19 protein-coding genes and 1 pseudogene are annotated in these 15,662 nt (G+C 69.3%); 9 read left to right on the top strand and 11 right to left on the bottom strand.

Annotation, left to right across the window (positions count from 1 at the left end; translation table 11 throughout):
* Window positions 1–42 precede the first annotated feature (42 nt).
* A complete protein-coding gene (locus FXN61_RS11920; RefSeq protein ID WP_167973218.1) occupies window positions 43–738 on the top strand; it encodes a TetR/AcrR family transcriptional regulator in 696 nt (231 codons plus the stop codon).
* Here the strand turns inward: FXN61_RS11920 and FXN61_RS11915 are convergent.
* The 4 genes from FXN61_RS11915 to nth are packed head-to-tail and all read right to left on the bottom strand — an operon-like array spanning window position 735 to window position 3,861.
* Window positions 735–1,922: a MarP family serine protease gene (locus FXN61_RS11915; RefSeq protein ID WP_167973216.1), complete on the bottom strand. Its 1,188-nt coding sequence runs from the start codon at window positions 1,920–1,922 to the stop codon at window positions 735–737. The two genes, FXN61_RS11920 and FXN61_RS11915, sit on opposite strands and share 4 nt — an antisense overlap.
* 15 nt (window positions 1,923–1,937) lie before the next feature.
* Complete coding sequence (locus tag FXN61_RS11910; RefSeq protein WP_167973214.1) at window positions 1,938–2,597, bottom strand: NUDIX hydrolase; 660 nt, start codon at window positions 2,595–2,597, stop codon at window positions 1,938–1,940.
* Window positions 2,594–3,157: a TlpA family protein disulfide reductase gene (locus tag FXN61_RS11905; protein WP_167973212.1), complete on the bottom strand. Its 564-nt coding sequence runs from the start codon at window positions 3,155–3,157 to the stop codon at window positions 2,594–2,596. The genes FXN61_RS11910 and FXN61_RS11905 overlap by 4 nt, the downstream gene beginning before the upstream one ends.
* Window positions 3,154–3,861 carry an endonuclease III gene (gene nth / locus FXN61_RS11900; RefSeq protein WP_246291326.1) on the bottom strand — a complete coding sequence of 236 codons (708 nt, stop codon included), beginning with the start codon at window positions 3,859–3,861 and terminating at the stop codon, window positions 3,154–3,156. Before nth ends, FXN61_RS11905 begins: the two co-directional genes overlap by 4 nt.
* A 136-nt stretch (window positions 3,862–3,997) precedes the next feature.
* Here nth and FXN61_RS11895 point away from each other — a divergent pair, with 136 nt between their 5' ends.
* The 3 genes and pseudogenes from FXN61_RS11895 (at window position 3,998) to FXN61_RS11885 (ending at window position 6,701) form a co-directional block, all read left to right on the top strand.
* The gene (locus tag FXN61_RS11895; protein ID WP_030469452.1) at window positions 3,998–4,237 is read left to right on the top strand and encodes a hypothetical protein; all 240 of its coding nucleotides are present in this window, start codon (window positions 3,998–4,000) and stop codon (window positions 4,235–4,237) included.
* Between the two features lie 182 nt (window positions 4,238–4,419).
* Window positions 4,420–5,094: a Crp/Fnr family transcriptional regulator gene (locus tag FXN61_RS11890; RefSeq protein ID WP_030469453.1), complete on the top strand. Its 675-nt coding sequence runs from the start codon at window positions 4,420–4,422 to the stop codon at window positions 5,092–5,094.
* A gap of 358 nt (window positions 5,095–5,452) precedes the next feature.
* Window positions 5,453–6,701 (top strand): annotated as a pseudogene (locus FXN61_RS11885) (MFS transporter).
* On the opposite strand, the gene dnaN reads toward FXN61_RS11885, so the two are convergent.
* The 3 genes from dnaN to FXN61_RS11870 all read right to left on the bottom strand — a co-directional run bounded on the left by dnaN (window position 6,698) and on the right by FXN61_RS11870 (window position 9,148).
* Entirely contained in the window at window positions 6,698–7,789 is a 1,092-nt protein-coding gene (gene dnaN / locus FXN61_RS11880; protein WP_167973210.1) for a DNA polymerase III subunit beta, read from the bottom strand. The pseudogene FXN61_RS11885 and the gene dnaN sit on opposite strands and share 4 nt — an antisense overlap.
* Window positions 7,790–7,886: 97 nt before the next feature.
* A complete protein-coding gene (locus tag FXN61_RS11875) occupies window positions 7,887–8,777 on the bottom strand; it encodes a Gfo/Idh/MocA family protein (protein ID WP_167973208.1) in 891 nt (296 codons plus the stop codon).
* A gap of 14 nt (window positions 8,778–8,791) precedes the next feature.
* On the bottom strand, window positions 8,792–9,148 hold the full coding sequence (locus FXN61_RS11870; RefSeq protein ID WP_167973207.1) for a hypothetical protein: 357 nt from the start codon (window positions 9,146–9,148) through the stop codon (window positions 8,792–8,794).
* Window positions 9,149–9,187: 39 nt separating this feature from the next.
* On the opposite strand from FXN61_RS11870, the gene FXN61_RS11865 reads away from it, so the two are divergent.
* Both FXN61_RS11865 and FXN61_RS11860 read left to right on the top strand, forming a co-directional pair.
* Window positions 9,188–9,982: an NUDIX hydrolase gene (locus FXN61_RS11865; protein WP_167973205.1), complete on the top strand. Its 795-nt coding sequence runs from the start codon at window positions 9,188–9,190 to the stop codon at window positions 9,980–9,982.
* Complete coding sequence (locus tag FXN61_RS11860) at window positions 9,979–10,788, top strand: MBL fold metallo-hydrolase (protein WP_312877671.1); 810 nt, start codon at window positions 9,979–9,981, stop codon at window positions 10,786–10,788. The genes FXN61_RS11865 and FXN61_RS11860 overlap by 4 nt, the downstream gene beginning before the upstream one ends.
* On the opposite strand, the gene FXN61_RS11855 is transcribed toward FXN61_RS11860, so the two are convergent.
* Genes FXN61_RS11855 through sp36 form a run of 4 tightly spaced genes read right to left on the bottom strand, consistent with a single transcriptional unit; the run spans window position 10,782 to window position 13,184 of the window.
* Window positions 10,782–11,936: a hypothetical protein gene (locus tag FXN61_RS11855; protein WP_167973203.1), complete on the bottom strand. Its 1,155-nt coding sequence runs from the start codon at window positions 11,934–11,936 to the stop codon at window positions 10,782–10,784. The two genes, FXN61_RS11860 and FXN61_RS11855, sit on opposite strands and share 7 nt — an antisense overlap.
* 11 nt (window positions 11,937–11,947) lie before the next feature.
* Window positions 11,948–12,550 (bottom strand): hypothetical protein, encoded by a 603-nt coding sequence (locus FXN61_RS11850; protein ID WP_167973201.1) that lies wholly within the window; start codon window positions 12,548–12,550, stop codon window positions 11,948–11,950.
* A 26-nt stretch (window positions 12,551–12,576) separates the two neighbouring features.
* A complete protein-coding gene (locus FXN61_RS11845) occupies window positions 12,577–13,032 on the bottom strand; it encodes a RidA family protein (protein WP_167973199.1) in 456 nt (151 codons plus the stop codon).
* A complete protein-coding gene (sp36, locus tag FXN61_RS11840) occupies window positions 13,029–13,184 on the bottom strand; it encodes a Sp36 family protein (RefSeq protein ID WP_086668176.1) in 156 nt (51 codons plus the stop codon). Before sp36 ends, FXN61_RS11845 begins: the two co-directional genes overlap by 4 nt.
* A gap of 68 nt (window positions 13,185–13,252) precedes the next feature.
* Between sp36 and FXN61_RS11835 the strand changes: the two genes are divergently transcribed.
* From FXN61_RS11835 to bagB, 3 genes are read left to right on the top strand one after another with little or no spacing between them, the layout of a single operon-like run.
* Window positions 13,253–13,504: a hypothetical protein gene (locus FXN61_RS11835; RefSeq protein WP_167973197.1), complete on the top strand. Its 252-nt coding sequence runs from the start codon at window positions 13,253–13,255 to the stop codon at window positions 13,502–13,504.
* Between the two features lie 44 nt (window positions 13,505–13,548).
* The gene (bagA, locus tag FXN61_RS11830) at window positions 13,549–14,541 is read left to right on the top strand and encodes an ATPase BagA (RefSeq protein ID WP_167973195.1); all 993 of its coding nucleotides are present in this window, start codon (window positions 13,549–13,551) and stop codon (window positions 14,539–14,541) included.
* Window positions 14,538–15,662, top strand: a complete 1,125-nt coding sequence (gene bagB / locus FXN61_RS11825) for an ATPase BagB (RefSeq protein WP_167973193.1) — start codon at window positions 14,538–14,540, stop codon at window positions 15,660–15,662. Before bagA ends, bagB begins: the two co-directional genes overlap by 4 nt.

Below are 15,662 nucleotides of genomic sequence, written 5' to 3'. Positions count from 1 at the left end.
CAATACACTGTATCGGAACGAGACGGTGTATTGTCCAGCTCGATGTCGAACGAAGTCGTGTGGGACCGCCCAGAGCCGCCCATCAAGCCGTCGCCGACCCCGTTGAGCAGGGATCTGATCGTGAACGCCGCGATCAGGCTCGCCGATGAGGGCGGGCTCGACGAGGTGTCGCTGCGCAAGGTCGCGGCCGCGCTGAACGCCGGCCCGATGCGCCTGTACGGCTACATCGAGACCAAGGACGAGCTGCTCGACCTCATGGTCGACGAGGTCTACGGCGAGATCACGCCGCCGCCACCGTCAGCGGACTGGCGGGCAGGGCTCCAGCACGTCGCGCACGGCATCCGTGACGCGGCGAAGCGGCACGAGTGGTTCATCGACCTGCTCAGCCCCCGCCCGCACCAGGGCCCGAACTCGCTCGCACACATCGAGAGCACGCTCGCCACGGTCCGGTTCGAGGACATCGACCAGGTGCTCAGCGCGGTTGGCGCCGTGATGGCGTACGTCTACGGCGCCGTCCGCAGCGAGATCACCGAACTCCGCGCGGAACGGTCCACCGGCATGACCGAGGAGCAGTGGCAGCGCGCGTCCGGCCCGTACATGGAGCGGATGCTCGCCACTGGCAAGTTCCCGATGCTGGGCAGGGTCATGCACGAGTCGAGCGACCGCGATCCCGCGCAGGTGTTCGACGAGGGCCTCGACTACGTGCTGGACGGCATCGCCGCCCGCCACGGCATCTAGGAAGCGCAACCCTGGGTCGAAGCCCGGCGCGTCAGCGTCGGCGCCTTCTGCACCATCTGCTGCACCTGCTGGGCGGTGAGCACGAAGCCGGTCTCCGGGTCGTCGACGGCCGCACCGAACACCACGCCCATCACTCGGCCGTTCGGATCGACCAGCGGGCCACCGGAGTTGCCGGACCGGACCTCGGCGCGAACGGTGTAGACGTCACGCGTGACCGTCTGCGCGTCGTAGATGTCCGGGCCGCGCAGCAGCGGGATCCGCTCGCGCACGCGCGCCGGTGAAGCCTTGTACGGGCCGTCCAGCGGGTAGCCGAGCACGATGCCGTCCTCGCCGGGCTGGACCTCGTCCGAACGGAACTGCAGCGGCGTGGCCTCCAGGTCCGGCACCGCGAGCACGGCGATGTCCGTGCGCGGGTCGTAGGCCACGACGGTCGCGTCGAACTGGCCACGGCCGACCTCGACCGTCACCTCGTTGGTGCCGGCGACGACGTGCGCGTTGGTCATGACGCGTTCCGGCGCGATCACGAAGCCGGTGCCCTCCAGTGCGCGCGAGCACGACGGCGCGCGGCCCCGGACCTTGAGCACGGAGGACTTCAGCTTGTTGGCGATGGGCAAGTTCGCGAGCTGGCCGTCCGGCGGCTCGACGTCCTTGAGCGGCGTGCGGTTGAACGGGTCCATCGCCTGCGGGAAGCCCGAGACGTCGAAGAGCTTCTGCAGATCGCCGGACAGCACACGGGCGGCCTGCGGCATGGTCTTGTCGACCTTGCCGAGGATCACCGACTGCTTGAGCGACGAGGTCAGGTCCGGCAGACCGACGACCGAGGTCAGCGGGAGCGCGATCATCCACGCCACGATGAAGACGACCAGGCCCTGCACGATCGCACCCAGCGCGTTGTCCGCGCCGCGCAACGGTGACGCGTTGACCCGCGCCTTGATCGTCCTGCCGATGTAGACGCCGATCGTCTCGCCCAGCGCCACCAGCAGCACGACGACCCCGACGGCGAACACGACCTTGGTGACGACGTTCTCGAACTGGGACACCAGCAGCGGTGCGATCTGCGTGCCGAGGATCAGGCCGACGAGCACACCGACGAACGCGGGGAGCGCGACGACCATGCCCTGCCTGGCCCCTGACACCGCGGCTATCGCGGCAAGGCCAAGCACGAGCAGATCAACCCAGTTCAACCGAAAACCTCCGCCTCACTGTGTAGCGCGCAACGCTAGTTCAAGGTCACGCACATCGGTCGCATCCCACGGCTGTTCCCAGCCGCCGAGTGCGATCAGGCCGTTGATCAACCCCGCGGTGAAGCCCCACACCAACATGCCCGGCGCGGAAAAGGCCGCTCCGACGTAGCCCGCAGGGTGACGCACCCGGAACCTGTTCGCAGGATCGGCGAGGTGCGCGACGGGCACCCGTGCGACGGCGGCGGTCTCCGCCGGGTCGACCGGTGCAACGGGGCTCGGCTGTTCCCAGTAGGCGAGCACGGGCGTTACCACGAACCCGGACACCGGCACGTACAGCTCCGGCAACAGGGCGAGCGGTCTCACTCCTGACGCAAGTACACCGGTCTCCTCGTAAGCCTCGCGTAATGCGGTGGCGACGGGCCCGTCGTCGGTGTCGTCGGACGCCCCGCCGGGAAACGCGACCTGGCCCGGATGCGAGCCCAGTGTGTCCGCACGGCGCAGCAGCAACACGTCAGGGCCGTGGTTCCCGTCCTCGCCGAACAACATCAGCACGGCCGCCTTGCGCACACCCTCGGACGGCGCGCGCGGGACCCGCATGAACGCCCGTGCGTCGATCTGCTCGGTGGCCTTGGCCAGGCGCTGCATCCAGTCGGGTGGCTCTGTTGCCTCCGTCATCGAACCGCCTTCTCCACCTGCTCGGGCGCCGTGAAGTACGGCGGATCCGTGACCTGGCGGACCGAGCCGTCCGCACCGACGAAATACGTCGCCGGCAACGACATCGGCGCCTTGACGCGCTTGCGCAGCTCGTCAGGCCCGTCGTAGACCGAGGGCAGCCGCACGCCGAGCCGCGCGAGCAGCTCGAGACCGTCGGCTTCCCTGCTGTCCACAAGAACTGGGACGACCGGGACGGCACCTGGTTGCTTCGCGTAGGAATCGAGCACGGGCAGCTCCTGCTGACACGGCTGGCACCAGGTCGCCCAGAAGTTGATCAGGAGCGGTCCCTTCAGCGCGAGGGCCGTCCGGGTGCCGTCACCGAGACACGTCACGTCGACACCACCTTCGCCGCCGGGCACACACGGCCGTAGCTGGGCCTGCGCGCGCAACGCGGCCACGTCCTGCGACGGTCGGGTCGACGTGGGCGTCGGCTCCGGTGACTTGTCACGGGGCCACAACGCCACGACGCCCGCCACGCCGAGGACGAGCACGAGGACCAGCCAGCGGGTGCGGTTGTTCACCCGACCAGCTTCTCACCGGCCCGGACCCGGTCGGCGAGCTCGAGCAGGTGCGGCTTCTCGTCGCCCTTCACGAGCTTGGCCGCCTTGACCGGATCTTCGGGGCCGAGGCCGTACGACGGGCAGTCCTTCATCAGCAGGCATGCCCCGCAGGCAGGCGTTTTGGCGTGGCAGACGCGGCGGCCGTGGAAGATGATCCAGTGCGAGGCCATCGTCCAGTCGCGCTTCTCGATGATCGCGCCGATGGCGTGCTCGACCTTGACGGCGTCCTCTTCCGCGGTCCAGCCCCAGCGGCGCACGAGACGGCCGAAGTGGGTGTCGACTGTGATGCCGGGCACATCGAACGCGTTGCCGAGAACCACGTTGGCCGTCTTGCGTCCTACACCAGGGAGCTTGACCAGCTCCTCCAGCGTGCCTGGAACCTCACCGTCGTACTGCTCCACAAGAGCAGCACCGAGACCCATCAGAGACGTGGCCTTGTTCCGGTAGAAACCGGTCGGGCGGATCATCTCTTCGAGTTCGACCCGGTTGGCGCCGGCGTAGTCGGCGGCCGTCGGGTACTTCGCGAAGAGCGCGGGAGTGACCTCGTTGACCTTCTTGTCGGTGCACTGCGCGGACAGCACGACCGCCACGATCAGCTCGAGCGGCGTCGTGAAGTCCAGCTCGCAGTGCGCGTCGGGGTATCCCTCGGCAAGCACGCGCACCATCCGGCGGGCCCTGCGGGTCAGGCCGAGCTTGGTTTCCGGTTTCTTGGTTGCGGGCACAGATTCAGCGTAGTCAACACGCCGGACCCACCCCCTAGACGCGTACTCGAATCCCACATGCGCCACACTGCGGAGCATCATGACTGCCTGGCTTGTGATCGTCGTCCCGATCGTGATCATGTTCTTCGCGCTCTTCATGGAGCGCGTCGAAGCGAAGCTCCGGCACGTTGCCGTGCAGGAGAACGAGGTCGAGGAGTTCCTCGAGTCCGCCCGCCCCGATGAGGTGAAGGCGCTCTACGGACACGGCATCGGTCGCGCACTCGAGCTGTTCCGTCTGCGTCGTCGCGGCCGCGGTGGTGCGCGCAAGCGCGTCCGCTGAATGGCGTAGGCTGGCTCGTTGGGCTTCTGGATCGAGCCAGTCGGGTTGTTCCTACTAAGACGGCGAGCCGGGCGGCGATCCACAACACAGCCCTTAGACTGCAACGCAGTGATCGGCGGCACGGCGCTGACTCCACCAAAGATGGTGGTAGGCGTGCCGTCGCGTCGATTAGGAGGGATGAGGTGGACGAGACCCTGGCGCGAGCGGGCATCTTCCAAGGGGTTGACCCAGCTGCCGCGGAGGCACTGGCGCAGACCCTGGAGACGGTGGAGTTCCCGCGTGGCCACGTGATCTTCGCGGAGGGTGAGCCGGGCGATCGCCTGTACATCATCCAGTCCGGCAAGGTGAAGATCGGCCGCAAGTCGCCGGACGGCCGCGAGAACCTGTTGGGGATCTTCGGACCCTCCGACATGTTCGGCGAACTGTCCATTTTCGATCCCGGCCCCCGCACGTCGACTGCGACGACGGTGACCGAGGTGCGCGCGGTGTCCATGGACCGCCCCGCGCTCCGTCAGTGGATCACCAACCGGCCGGAGATCGCCGAGCAGCTGCTTCGGGCGCTTGCCCGCAGGCTGCGCCGGACGAACTCGATGCTGGCCGACCTGATCTTCACGGACGTGCCCGGCCGCGTCGCCAAGGCGTTGCTGCAGCTCGCACAGCGCTTCGGCTCGCAGGAGGCTGGCCTGCTCCGCGTCACGCACGACCTGACGCAGGAGGAGATCGCCCAGTTCGTCGGTGCGTCCCGCGAGACCGTGAACAAGGCGCTCGCCGACTTCGCGCACCGCGGCTGGCTGCGGCTCGAGGGCAAGAGCGTGCTGATCCTGGACCCCGAGCGGCTCGCTCGCCGGGCCCGCTGAGGCACTTCGAACACACGGGTTCGCGAAGCAGCGACCAAACACAAAGGACCGGGCGCCACCCCCGACGTGGCGCACCGGTCCTTTGCGTTGCACGGCCCATCCCCCGACGAACCGTGCCTTCCATCCCTCTGGCGCGCAGGCCCCGACCCTCAGGCCAGAGGTTGGTCTCGGTGGATGAGTCAACTTTCGCACGCATCCACCCCGACCGCTCAAGTCCTTTCACCCTCAAGGACCTCGTGAGTGCCCGTTTCGTTGCATGTTTCACCCGGTCATCCCATTCCCGTGACCCAATCGCAACCATCGTGACCCTGCGCACCCGATCTGGTACATCCGTACCAGGTTTGGCATACTGGTACACATGTCCCACTCTGCCCGTCTCTCCGACTACCGTGCTGCCCTGACCACCCCCGGCATGCGCGGCCCCGTGGTCGCGTCTCTGCTCGCCCGCCTGCCCATCGCGATGGTCGGGCTCTCGCTGCTGCTCTACGTCGAGCGCGCGACGGGTTCGTTCGCGGTCGCCGGCCTGGTGTCGGCGGCGGCGCTGGTGGGCGTGGCGATGGGCTCGGTCGTCCAGGGCAGGCTGATGGACGGCTTCGGCCCCACCCGGCCCGTTGATGGCCGTGACCGCGCTGTTCTCGCTCTTCGTCACCGCCTCTGTGATCGCCGTCGAGGCGGGTGCGCCGGTGTTCTCGCTGGTCGCCCTGGCTCTCGGCGTCGGCGCGACCGAGCCGATGGTGGGCTCGGCGTCGCGTGCGCTGTGGGAGCGGATGGTCCCGAGCGGCCCGACGCGGATGGCGGCCTACGCCTACGAGTCGATCAGCATGGAGGTCTTCTTCATCCTCGGACCGGGTCTCGCCGGTCTGCTGCTGGCGGCGCCGTGGGCGGGCACCGGTGTCCTGGTCGGGTCCGTGCTGATGGTCGTGGGTGCGCTGTGGTTCGCCTTCAACCCGGTCGTGCGCGCCTGGGGCCCGGTCGAGCAGGCTCCACGCCCGTTGCTCGGCGCGTTCGCCTACCCCGGCATGCGCACGGTGGCACTGGCCGCGCTGGGCTTCGGTGTGACGATCGGTTTCGTCGAGGTGGCAGTGCCCGCGTTCGCGAAGGCCGCGGGCCAGGCCTCGATGGGTGGCCTGATGCTCTCGTTGTGGTCGATCAGCTCTGTGGTCTTCGGCGTGCTCTACGGCATGCGCCCGTGGCCGCGCCCGATGCACCTGCGCCTGCCGGTGCTGCTGGGCGGCTTCGCCCTGCTCGCGCTGCTGCTGGCGATCCCGGCGTCGCTGATCGGTCTCGGCCTGGCGCTGTTCGTGGTCGGCACGCTGATCACGCCGCAGTCGACCGCGCACTCCGCGGCGATCGAGCACGTCACGCCGAACGGCATGGCCGCGGAGGCGTTCGGCTGGGTGATCACCTCGGTGACCGTCGGCCTCGCCATCGGCCAGGGCCTGTCCGGCCAGCTGATCGAGCACTTCGGCACGCGGCCCGCGTTCATCGCGTCGAGTGTGGCCGGTCTGCTGATCGCTCTGGCCGTGTGGCTGCTGCGCGACACCGTCCGCCGTGGCGTGCCGCGCGAGGTGCCGCTGCGTTCCGAGATGGAGCTGGCCGCCCGTTAGGCGACCGACCTCATCGGCACCACCAGGTAGGTCAGCTCGACGCCGTCTTCGCCCGGTGTCGAGGTGAGCACCGTCGACCGCAGGCCGTCCTGGATCCTCAACTCGATCCGGCGGCCTGCGAACGCCTTCAGCGCGTCGGCCAGGTAGCGCGCCTGGAACGTCTTGGTCACGCGGTCACCGTCCACTGTGGCCTTGACGAACTCCTCGGACTCGCCGTGCTGCGGGTCGTTGCCCTTGACCCGCAGCTCCGAGTCCTCCACCTGGATGGTCACGGCCTGGTGCGGGCCGCCGTAGGGCGTGGCTCTGCGGACGGCGCGGGCCAGCGCGTCCGCGTCCACGAGCACCGTGCTGTCGATGACTGCCTCCAGGAGTCGGCGCGCCCGGTCGTCCGGAAACGGAGCGGCCAGGAGTGCGGTGGAGATCGAGTTGTTGTTCCAGGCGAGGCCGATGCGGTCCTCGTTCGCGTGCAGGGCGACCTCGCCGTGGGCCTGCCTGGCCGCTTCCGCGATGGGCTTCGCCGGAACCAGCAGGTCGATCTGGCCCTGTGGCTCCCACGGCAGCGTCGCGTAGGCCATCCGGTAGCGGTCGGTCGCGATCACGTGCAGCTTCTGCTCGTCCGACTGGATCCGGATGCCGGTGAAGATCGGCAACGCGTCGTCCTTCGAGGCCGCGCCCGCCACCGCCGCGATCGTCCTGAGCTTGTCGGCGTCGACGTGGCCCTGCAGCCGCGGCAGCTCCGGGATGCCGGGGTGGTTGTTCAGATCCAGGAGCGGGATCGCGAACCGTGAGCTCGGTGTGCGGATGGCCAGCCGCTGGCCTTCGACCTTGAGCCTCACCTGCGGGTCGTCGAGGGCTTGGAGCGTCGCGGCCAGCGGTTTCGCGGGCACGAGCACCTCACCTTCGGTGTGGACGGTGGCGTGCACGGTCAGGCGCACGCCGTGTTCCTGGTCGCTGCCCGCGATCTCCACGTCCGTGCCGGCTTTCAGCCGAAGCCCGGCCAGGACCGGGTCGAGCACGCGGGTCGGCAGCAGCCGCGCCACCTCGGCGGCGGCACCGGCGAGCTCGGCTGTCGTGGCGGTGAGGTCCATGCTTCTGGACGTTAGCGACGACCCCTGACAATTTCGGATGGCGCAACGGAGCGCAAGCACGCCGTCTCAGTGGGTGACGGCGCACGTCCGGCGAACCTCAGGCCCCGGCCTTGCTCCGGGCCAGATCGATGATCCGCTGCAGGTGCAGCCCGCGCCGCACGTCGCACTCGTGGGTCGTGGTGCCGCTGTGCACCATGGCCACGAAGTCGTCGAGCAGGTTGGTGAAGCACTCGAGCGCGGGCGTGTCCCGGTTGCTCAGGGTGCGGTGGCCGTTCACCCCGAACACCGTGATGTCCGCGAACGGCGGCTGCATCGGCAACGACAGGCACAGCGAGACCGTGCTCGTGGCGCCGCCCGCGTGCTGGAGGATCAGCTGCCACAGCCCGGTCGAGGACACGTTCGCCGCGATCACGTCGGTGATCTCGCCCAGCGCCGCGTCCAGCAGATCGAACGCGTGCGGGCCGACGTCGTCGAGCGCGCCCTTCTCGTGCCGCCACGGGGAGTTCGAGAACGGGCCGTCGAGCAGCGCGCCGGCGATCCAGCGGCTGTCGGCTCCTGTCCAGCCGCCCGTGCGGTGCAGCTGGGCCAGCATCTCCTTGGTCTCCGGGGCGTACCGGCGAGTGAGCACCACCAGCGAGGCGACGCCGGCGTCCGAGACCGCCGCGACGAGGCGCTCCGCCACCTCGACGGTCTCCGCGATCGGCTTCTCCAGGACCAGGTGCTTGCCCGCGTTGGCCGCTTCGATCGCCATCGGGCCCTGCACGCCCGGCGGCACGCAGAACGCCACGGCGTCCACAGTGGACAGCATCTCGGCGTAGTCGGCGAACGGCTCCGCGCCGTGGGCGTGCGCCAGCTCGGTCGCGGCTTCCGGTCGTCGTGCCCACACACCGGTCAGCACGGTTCCGGGGTGGTTCGCGATGCCGGGGGCGTGGATCATGTTCGCCCACGGGCCAGCGCCGACAAGTCCTACGCGCAGCTGTTCGTCCACTCGCCCATCCTGCCTCAGGAGTAACTGGCCTTGGGTACGAAGATCTCGCCCCCGTTGTCGAACTTCAGGCGCATGCCGCCGTCACTCGTCTCCCGTTGCGGGTCGTGCTCCCACCCGGAGGGCACGGTGACCACGTGGCCGCGGTCCGGCGACGGCCCGAGCCAGATCTCGTAGTAGGTACCGCCGACGAGCCGTTCGACCTTCTTCACGTACACGCCAGGGGCGGTGGACGTCGGATCAACGCTGATCACGGTCGTGCGGTCGGGAATGAACAGCAGCACGCCCGCCACCGCGGTGAGGCCAGTGCCCATCACGACGCCGAGCAGGAACAGCAGCACCTTCACCAGGCAGCCGGAGACGTTCGTCGCCATCACACCATCCTCAGGTAAGCGCGGTCGTACGCTCGGAGAATGCCCGACGACATGACCTTGCCGGGAAACCTGGTACCCACCTCGCCGGCCGCTCAACCCGCGCAGGCCCGCGACGCCGTCACCGTGGTCCTGCTCAGGGACGGTTCCGACGGTCTGGAGGCCTTCCTGCTGCGCCGCGTGAAGGGCATGGCGTTCGCGGGCGGCATGACCGTCTTTCCCGGCGGTGGCGTCGACCAGCGCGACGCCGACACGTCCGTCGCCTGGGCAGGACCGTCGCCGGAGTGGTGGGGCTCGGTGTTCGGCGTTGATCCGGCGACCGCTCGTGCCTTCGTGTGCGCGGCCGTCCGCGAGACCTTCGAAGAGTCCGGCGTCCTGCTCGCGGGACCCGACGCCACCTCGGTCGTCGCCGACACCTCCGCTTTCTCGGCCGCTCGCCGGCAACTGGTCGACCGCGAGATCTCGCTGGCCCAGTTCCTCGCGGCCAACGACCTCGTTCTGCGAGCAGACCTCCTGAGGCCGTGGGCGAACTGGGTCACGCCGTACGAGGAACCCCGCCGCTACGACACCCGCTTCTTCGTCGCCGCCCTGCCCACCGGGCAACGCGCCGACGGTGAGACCACCGAGGCATCCGACGCGTCCTGGCAGACCCCTGGCGAGGCCATCCAGGACGCTCAGGAGGGCCGCCGCATGCTCATGCCACCCACCTGGCGCACTCTCGACGAGGTGGGCGCTCTCGGCAGCCTCGAAAAGGTGATGGCCGAGGAACGCAGCGTCGAGAAGATCATCCCCAAGCTCATCCGCGACGGCGACGTCATCCGGGTGGTGTTCCAGTGAGCGGTTCTCCACTGATCGGCGCCCGCGCCGCACACCCGCTGTACGGCGAACTCCGCCAGGTCACCCCGCACGCCGCCGTCCTGCTGGCCGACAATCCGTCCCCGATGACGCTCGACGGCACGAACACGTGGCTCCTCAAAGCCCCGGACGCCTCGTCGTACGTCGTCATCGACCCAGGCCCTCTCGACGAGGCCCACCTGAAGCGCATCGCGTCGTTCGGCCCGATCGCCGAGATCCTGCTGACCCACGGCCACCCCGACCACTCCGAGGGAGCACGCGAGTTCGCCGAGCTCGTCAACGCCCCGATGCGCGCGCTCGACCCGACGTTCACCTACGGCTCAGAAGGCCTCGTGGACGGCGACGTGATCACCAGCGCCGGTCTGGAGCTCCGCGTCCTGGGCACGCCCGGCCACACCAGCGACTCGCTGTGCTTCGTGATCGACGGCGAGGCCGTCCTGACCGGCGACACGGTTCTGGGCCGCGGCACGACGATCGTGGCTCATCCGGACGGCAAGCTCGGCGACTACTTCGAGTCGCTCAAGCTGCTGGCCGAACTGCCGGAGAACACCGCGGTGCTGCCCGGCCACGGCCCGGAACTGGCGGACGCGGGCGAGGCCGCGCGGATGTACCTCGCGCACCGGACCCAGCGCCTGGAGCAGGTCCGTCGCGCCGTGGAGTCGCTGGGCGGCTCGCCGACCCCGCGACAGGTCGTCGAGGTCGTCTACGCGGACGTGGACCGGGTGCTGTGGCCGGCGGCGGAATGGTCAGTGCGTGCTCAGCTGGAGTACCTGCGCACGGGTCACTGAGGCTGGTGGCCGTTGTTCGTGACCCCGTACGCCGACTGACGCGACGAGGACCTGTCGATCTGCCAGCGGCCGGTGTCGGTCGCCTTCGCACCGGTCTGCTCCCGCTGCGCCAGCTCCTCGTGCAGCTGCTGCAGCAGAGCACGCTCGCGCTCGCTGAGGTTCGCGTCCACCGAGGACGGCTCGGCGGGCGACTCGGCCAGCGCGGCCTGCAGTGCCTCCAGCTCGTCCGGCTTCAGCTCGGTGGTCACCTCGGCCCTGTTGATCGGCACGGGCTCGGGGAGCGCCTCGATCGCGGGCTCGGCGGGCACCATCGGGATGCGCTTCACGGGCTTGGGCGGGAAGGGCTGCGAACCCTCCAGCGTCGACGACGAGCGTGCGCGACGTGAGCCGGTCTCTTCCAGTGGCTCCGGCGCCGGTGTCGGCTCGGCCACCGGCGCCGGAGCGGGAAGTTCTTCAGACTGGTCGAACCAGGCGGCTGTCGGTTCGTGGGCCATGGCCGGTTGAGCCGACTGGGACGGCTGGACCGGCTGGACCGCCATCGGGGCGCCGGAGATCGGCACCGGGCTCGACGACGTCACGGCGGAGGCGTGGTAGTCGCTGAGCTGCGTGCCGGTGGTCAGCACCTCGACCGAGGCGCGGACGCCTGCCTTGCGCAGCACCGCGTCAACCCGGTAGGCGGTCGCGGGCGCGAAGCCCTGCGGGCCGATGTCGATCAAGACCACGCGTTGCGGCAGCGGGCCCGGTGTCGAGCCGGCGGGGGAGGAACGCCAGACGCAGCGCACCGAGCGCACGTCCGGGAGCACCGACACCGCACGGGTCAGCTGGCCCGCGACGTCCGAGACCGGGTCGGTCTCGGAGGTGAAGCGGTGGCGGATGAACGGCAGCATCTCGACGACCGGCACGCGGTCCATCAGGGAGGCGTCCGAGCGGACCTCGTGGAGGATCCACGTGATGGCCGCTCTCTCGTCCGGCAGCACCGGGATGCTGCCCGCGAGGAGCGCGCCGACGAGCATCTCGACCGAGCGGTCCAGTTCTCCGACCGCGAGGAACTCGCGGGCCTGCGACAGGGCGTCGTCGTCGACGCGCCCGGCCATCTGCAGCAGGAGATCGTGGAGACGGACCGGCAGGCCGACACCGTCGTTCGTCACGTCAACTCTCCTTAGCTGAGCACCAGGTGCTCCTCGGACTCGGCGCCGGCGCACACCAGCTCCGATGCCGCCAACGCCGCCCGGTGGTAGGGCGGAAGGTCCAGACCGGACGGCACGACCTCGACGCACGGGTCGTGTTCGCCCAACGCCCGCAGAACGCGCTGCAACTCGCCGGTCAGCCGCGCGTGGCCGGTGGTGGCCGCCACCAGCAGGACGCGATTGACCCCGGAGGGACCGATGCGCCAGCAGGAGCGAACCTCACCGACCCCGTGCCGGCCTCGCAGCGTGGCACCGAGCACGACGGTCGCGGAATCCCCCATCGGCACCCGATCGGGTGATTCCGGGGAAAAGGTGTAGTCGGTGGGTGGCAGTTCGTCCAGCCCTTTGACCGAACTGACAGCTCCGGGTTCGGCCCCATAGGGCACCAGTGCGCCCTGCAAAAGGCGCATCTCGTGATCGGTCAGAGGGATGCGTCCGTGCAGCAGGGTGCGCGGCAACGACCGCGCTAGCACCGCATACGCATCCGAGGCCGCCCAGTCCCGGTACCGCCACAGCAGCTCGTCCGGGAGGCGTCCGGCGAGCCGCAGCAGCAGTTCGTGGCACGTGTCCGACATGTCACACCCTTCCCCAGAACCGGAACTCAGACCTCGACGATCAGTTCGATCTCCACCGGAGCGCCGATCGGCAGCTCGGCCACCCCCACGGCGGACCTGGCGTGCTTGCCCGCGTCGCCGAAGATCTCACCGAGCAGCTCCGAGGCACCGTTCACGACACCCGGCTGCCCCGTGAACCCCTCGGCGGAGGCCACGAAACCGACAACCTTCACGACTCGCTTGATCGAGTCAATCCCCACGAGCGCGTGCACGGCGGCCAGCGCGTTGAGGATGCAGGTCGCGGCGTACTGCTTGGCCTCCTCGGGGGAGACCTCGGCGCCGACCTTGCCGGTGGCGGGCAGCTGGCCCTCGACGAACGGCAGCTGGCCGGACGTGTAGACGTGCGAGCCCGTCTGGATCGCGGGCACGTAGGCGGCGAGCGGGGCGGCGACGCCGGGCAGCTCGATGCCGAGCTCCTTCAGGCGAGTGCTCCAGGTGCTCACGCCTTCACCCGCTTCAAGTACGCGACGTGCTGCTCACCGGTCGGGTTCGTCAGCACGGTGACCAGCTCCCAGCCGTCCTCGCCCCACTGGTCGAGGATCTGCTTCGTGGCGTGGATCAACAACGGCACGGTCGCGTACTCCCACTTCGTCATGCGCCGAGCCTAACGCGCCACCCGATCGACGCCTGCGCGGTTCTCGCACTTCGAGCTACCTTGATCACATGGAGACCTGGCGGATCGTCGCCACCAGCCTGTTCGGGGTCGGCGGGCTGGTGATGGTGCTAGTCGCCATGGCGCAGGTGCGTGATCGCAAACACAGCCAGCGCGTAGAGGTCGTGCGCGCGGGGCTGATCGGACTCGTCATCGTTCTCGTCGTCACGGCCAGCATCGCGCTGTGGCTGCCTTCTGTCGTTGCCTGGGCGTTGGTCGCCGCAACCGCCATGGCCGTTCTCTTCCTCACCATGGCTGATTGACCGACAGGTCCACACCTGACCGAATTCACACATAGTCTGGACGAGTGACGTCGTGGACCGAGGAGCTGACCCGAGCCCGTCTGCACGTGGTCTCCGGCAAGGGCGGCACCGGCAAGACCACGATCGCGGCCGCGCTGGCGCTCGCGCTGGCCACCGGCGGCCGCCGGGTGCTGCTGATCGAGGTCGAGGGACGGCAGGGCATCGCCCAGCTCTTCGACCGCGCCCCGCTGCCCTACGCGGAGGAACGGATCGCGGCCGCGCCGGGCGGCGGTGAGGTGCACGCGCTCGCGATCGACGCGGAAGCCGCGCTCCTCGAGTACCTGGCGATGTTCTACAACCTCGGTTTCGCGGGCAGGACGCTGCGCAAGATGGGCGCCATCGAGTTCGCCACCACGCTCGCACCGGGACTGCGGGACGTGCTGCTGACCGGCAAGGTCAAGGAGTGCGTGAACCGCACCGGCTCCGACGGCCGCCACCTCTACGACGCGGTCGTGCTGGACGCGCCGCCGACCGGGCGTGTGGTCAAGTTCCTGGACGTCACCAAGGCCATGGCCGACCTCGCCAAGGTCGGGCCGATCAAGGGACAGAGCGACGGCGTGGTGCGGCTGCTGCACTCCGGCGACACCGCGGTGCACCTGGTGGCGTTGCTGGAGGAGATGCCGGTGCGCGAGACCCTGGACGCGGTCGCCGAGCTGGACGGCGCGGACCTGCGACCTGGCGCGGTGCTGGTCAACCGGGTGCATCCGGCACGGCTGCCCGCCCATTCGGTTCCAGTCGCCGCCGAAGGCCGGGTCGAAGAGTCACGCGTGCGCGCCGGGCTCACCGCGGCCGGGCTGGATCTCGACGAGTTCACGCTCGAAGGTTTGGTCGACGAGACGGTGGAGCACGCCATCCGGGTGCAGTCACAACAGGAAGCGATGGAGCTGCTCAGCCACTCGGACCTGCCGACGGTCGAGGTGCCTGAGCTGACGGACGGGGTGGACGTGGCCGCGCTGTACGAGCTGGCCGAGGTGCTGGTCGCGGCGGGTGTGCGGTGACCAAGCTCGATTTCGACCCCCTGCTGGACGACCTGGAGACGCGTGTTCTCGTCTGCTGCGGCTCCGGCGGCGTCGGCAAGACGACGACCGCCGCGGCGCTGGCGTTGCGGGCGGCGGAACGTGGCCGGCGCGTTGTCGTGCTGACGATCGACCCGGCACGAAGGCTGGCACAGTCGCTGGGCCTGCGGGAGCTGGACAACCACCCGCGCGAGGTCGTCGTCGAGGGCTTCGAGCCCAAGGGCGAGCTGTTCGCGATGATGCTCGACATGCGTCGCACGTTCGACGACATGGTGCTGACCCACGCGGGCCGCGACCGGGCGGACCAGATCCTGTCGAACCCCTTCTACCAGACCATTTCCTCGTCGTTCTCCGGCACGCAGGAGTACATGGCGATGGAGAAGCTGGGCCAGCTGGTGGCGCAGGACGAGTGGGACCTGATCATCGTCGACACCCCGCCGAGCCGGTCGGCGCTGGACTTCCTGGACGCGCCGCAACGGCTGTCGACCGTGCTCGACGGCAGGTTCATCCGGATGCTCTCGGCGCCGGCACGCGCGAGCGGCCGAGGTCTGCTCAAGATCGTCGGTACCGGTTTCAGCCTTTTCACACGTGCTGTGTCGACGATCGTCGGCGGCCAGCTGCTGCAGGACGCGTCGACGTTCGTGCAGGCGTTCGACAGCATGTTCGGCGGATTCCGCGAACGTGCCCAGCGTACGTACGAGCTGCTCCGCTCACCGGGCACCGGATTCGTCGTGGTGGCGGCGGCGGAACCGGACGCATTGCGCGAGGCCAGCTATTTCGTGGAACGGCTCAGCGACGAAGGCATGCCGTTGTGCGGGCTCGTCGCGAACAGGACTCACCCCGTACTTGCGGGGGACCTGCCCGCGGCGAAGGCGCTCGCCGCAGCGGACGATCTGGACCGCTCCGGTGAGGCGCCGCTCGCCGCGGCAGTGCTCCGGCTGCACGCGGACCGGGTAGCAGTCGCCGATCGTGAGAAGCGACTGCTGGCCCGGTTCACCCGTGCTCATCCCGGCGTTTCACTGGTCGGCGTGCCCGCGTTGCCCGCTGACGTGCACGACCTCGACGGCCTTCGGGAGATAGGTCGCCGGCTCGCCGGAGAATGA

This window comes from Lentzea indica, from assembly GCF_012184385.1.
Taxonomy (GTDB): Bacteria; Actinomycetota; Actinomycetes; order Mycobacteriales; family Pseudonocardiaceae; genus Lentzea; species Lentzea indica.
Note: the sequence above shows the minus strand (reverse complement) of the source record. Positions and strands in the feature narration are given on the sequence as shown.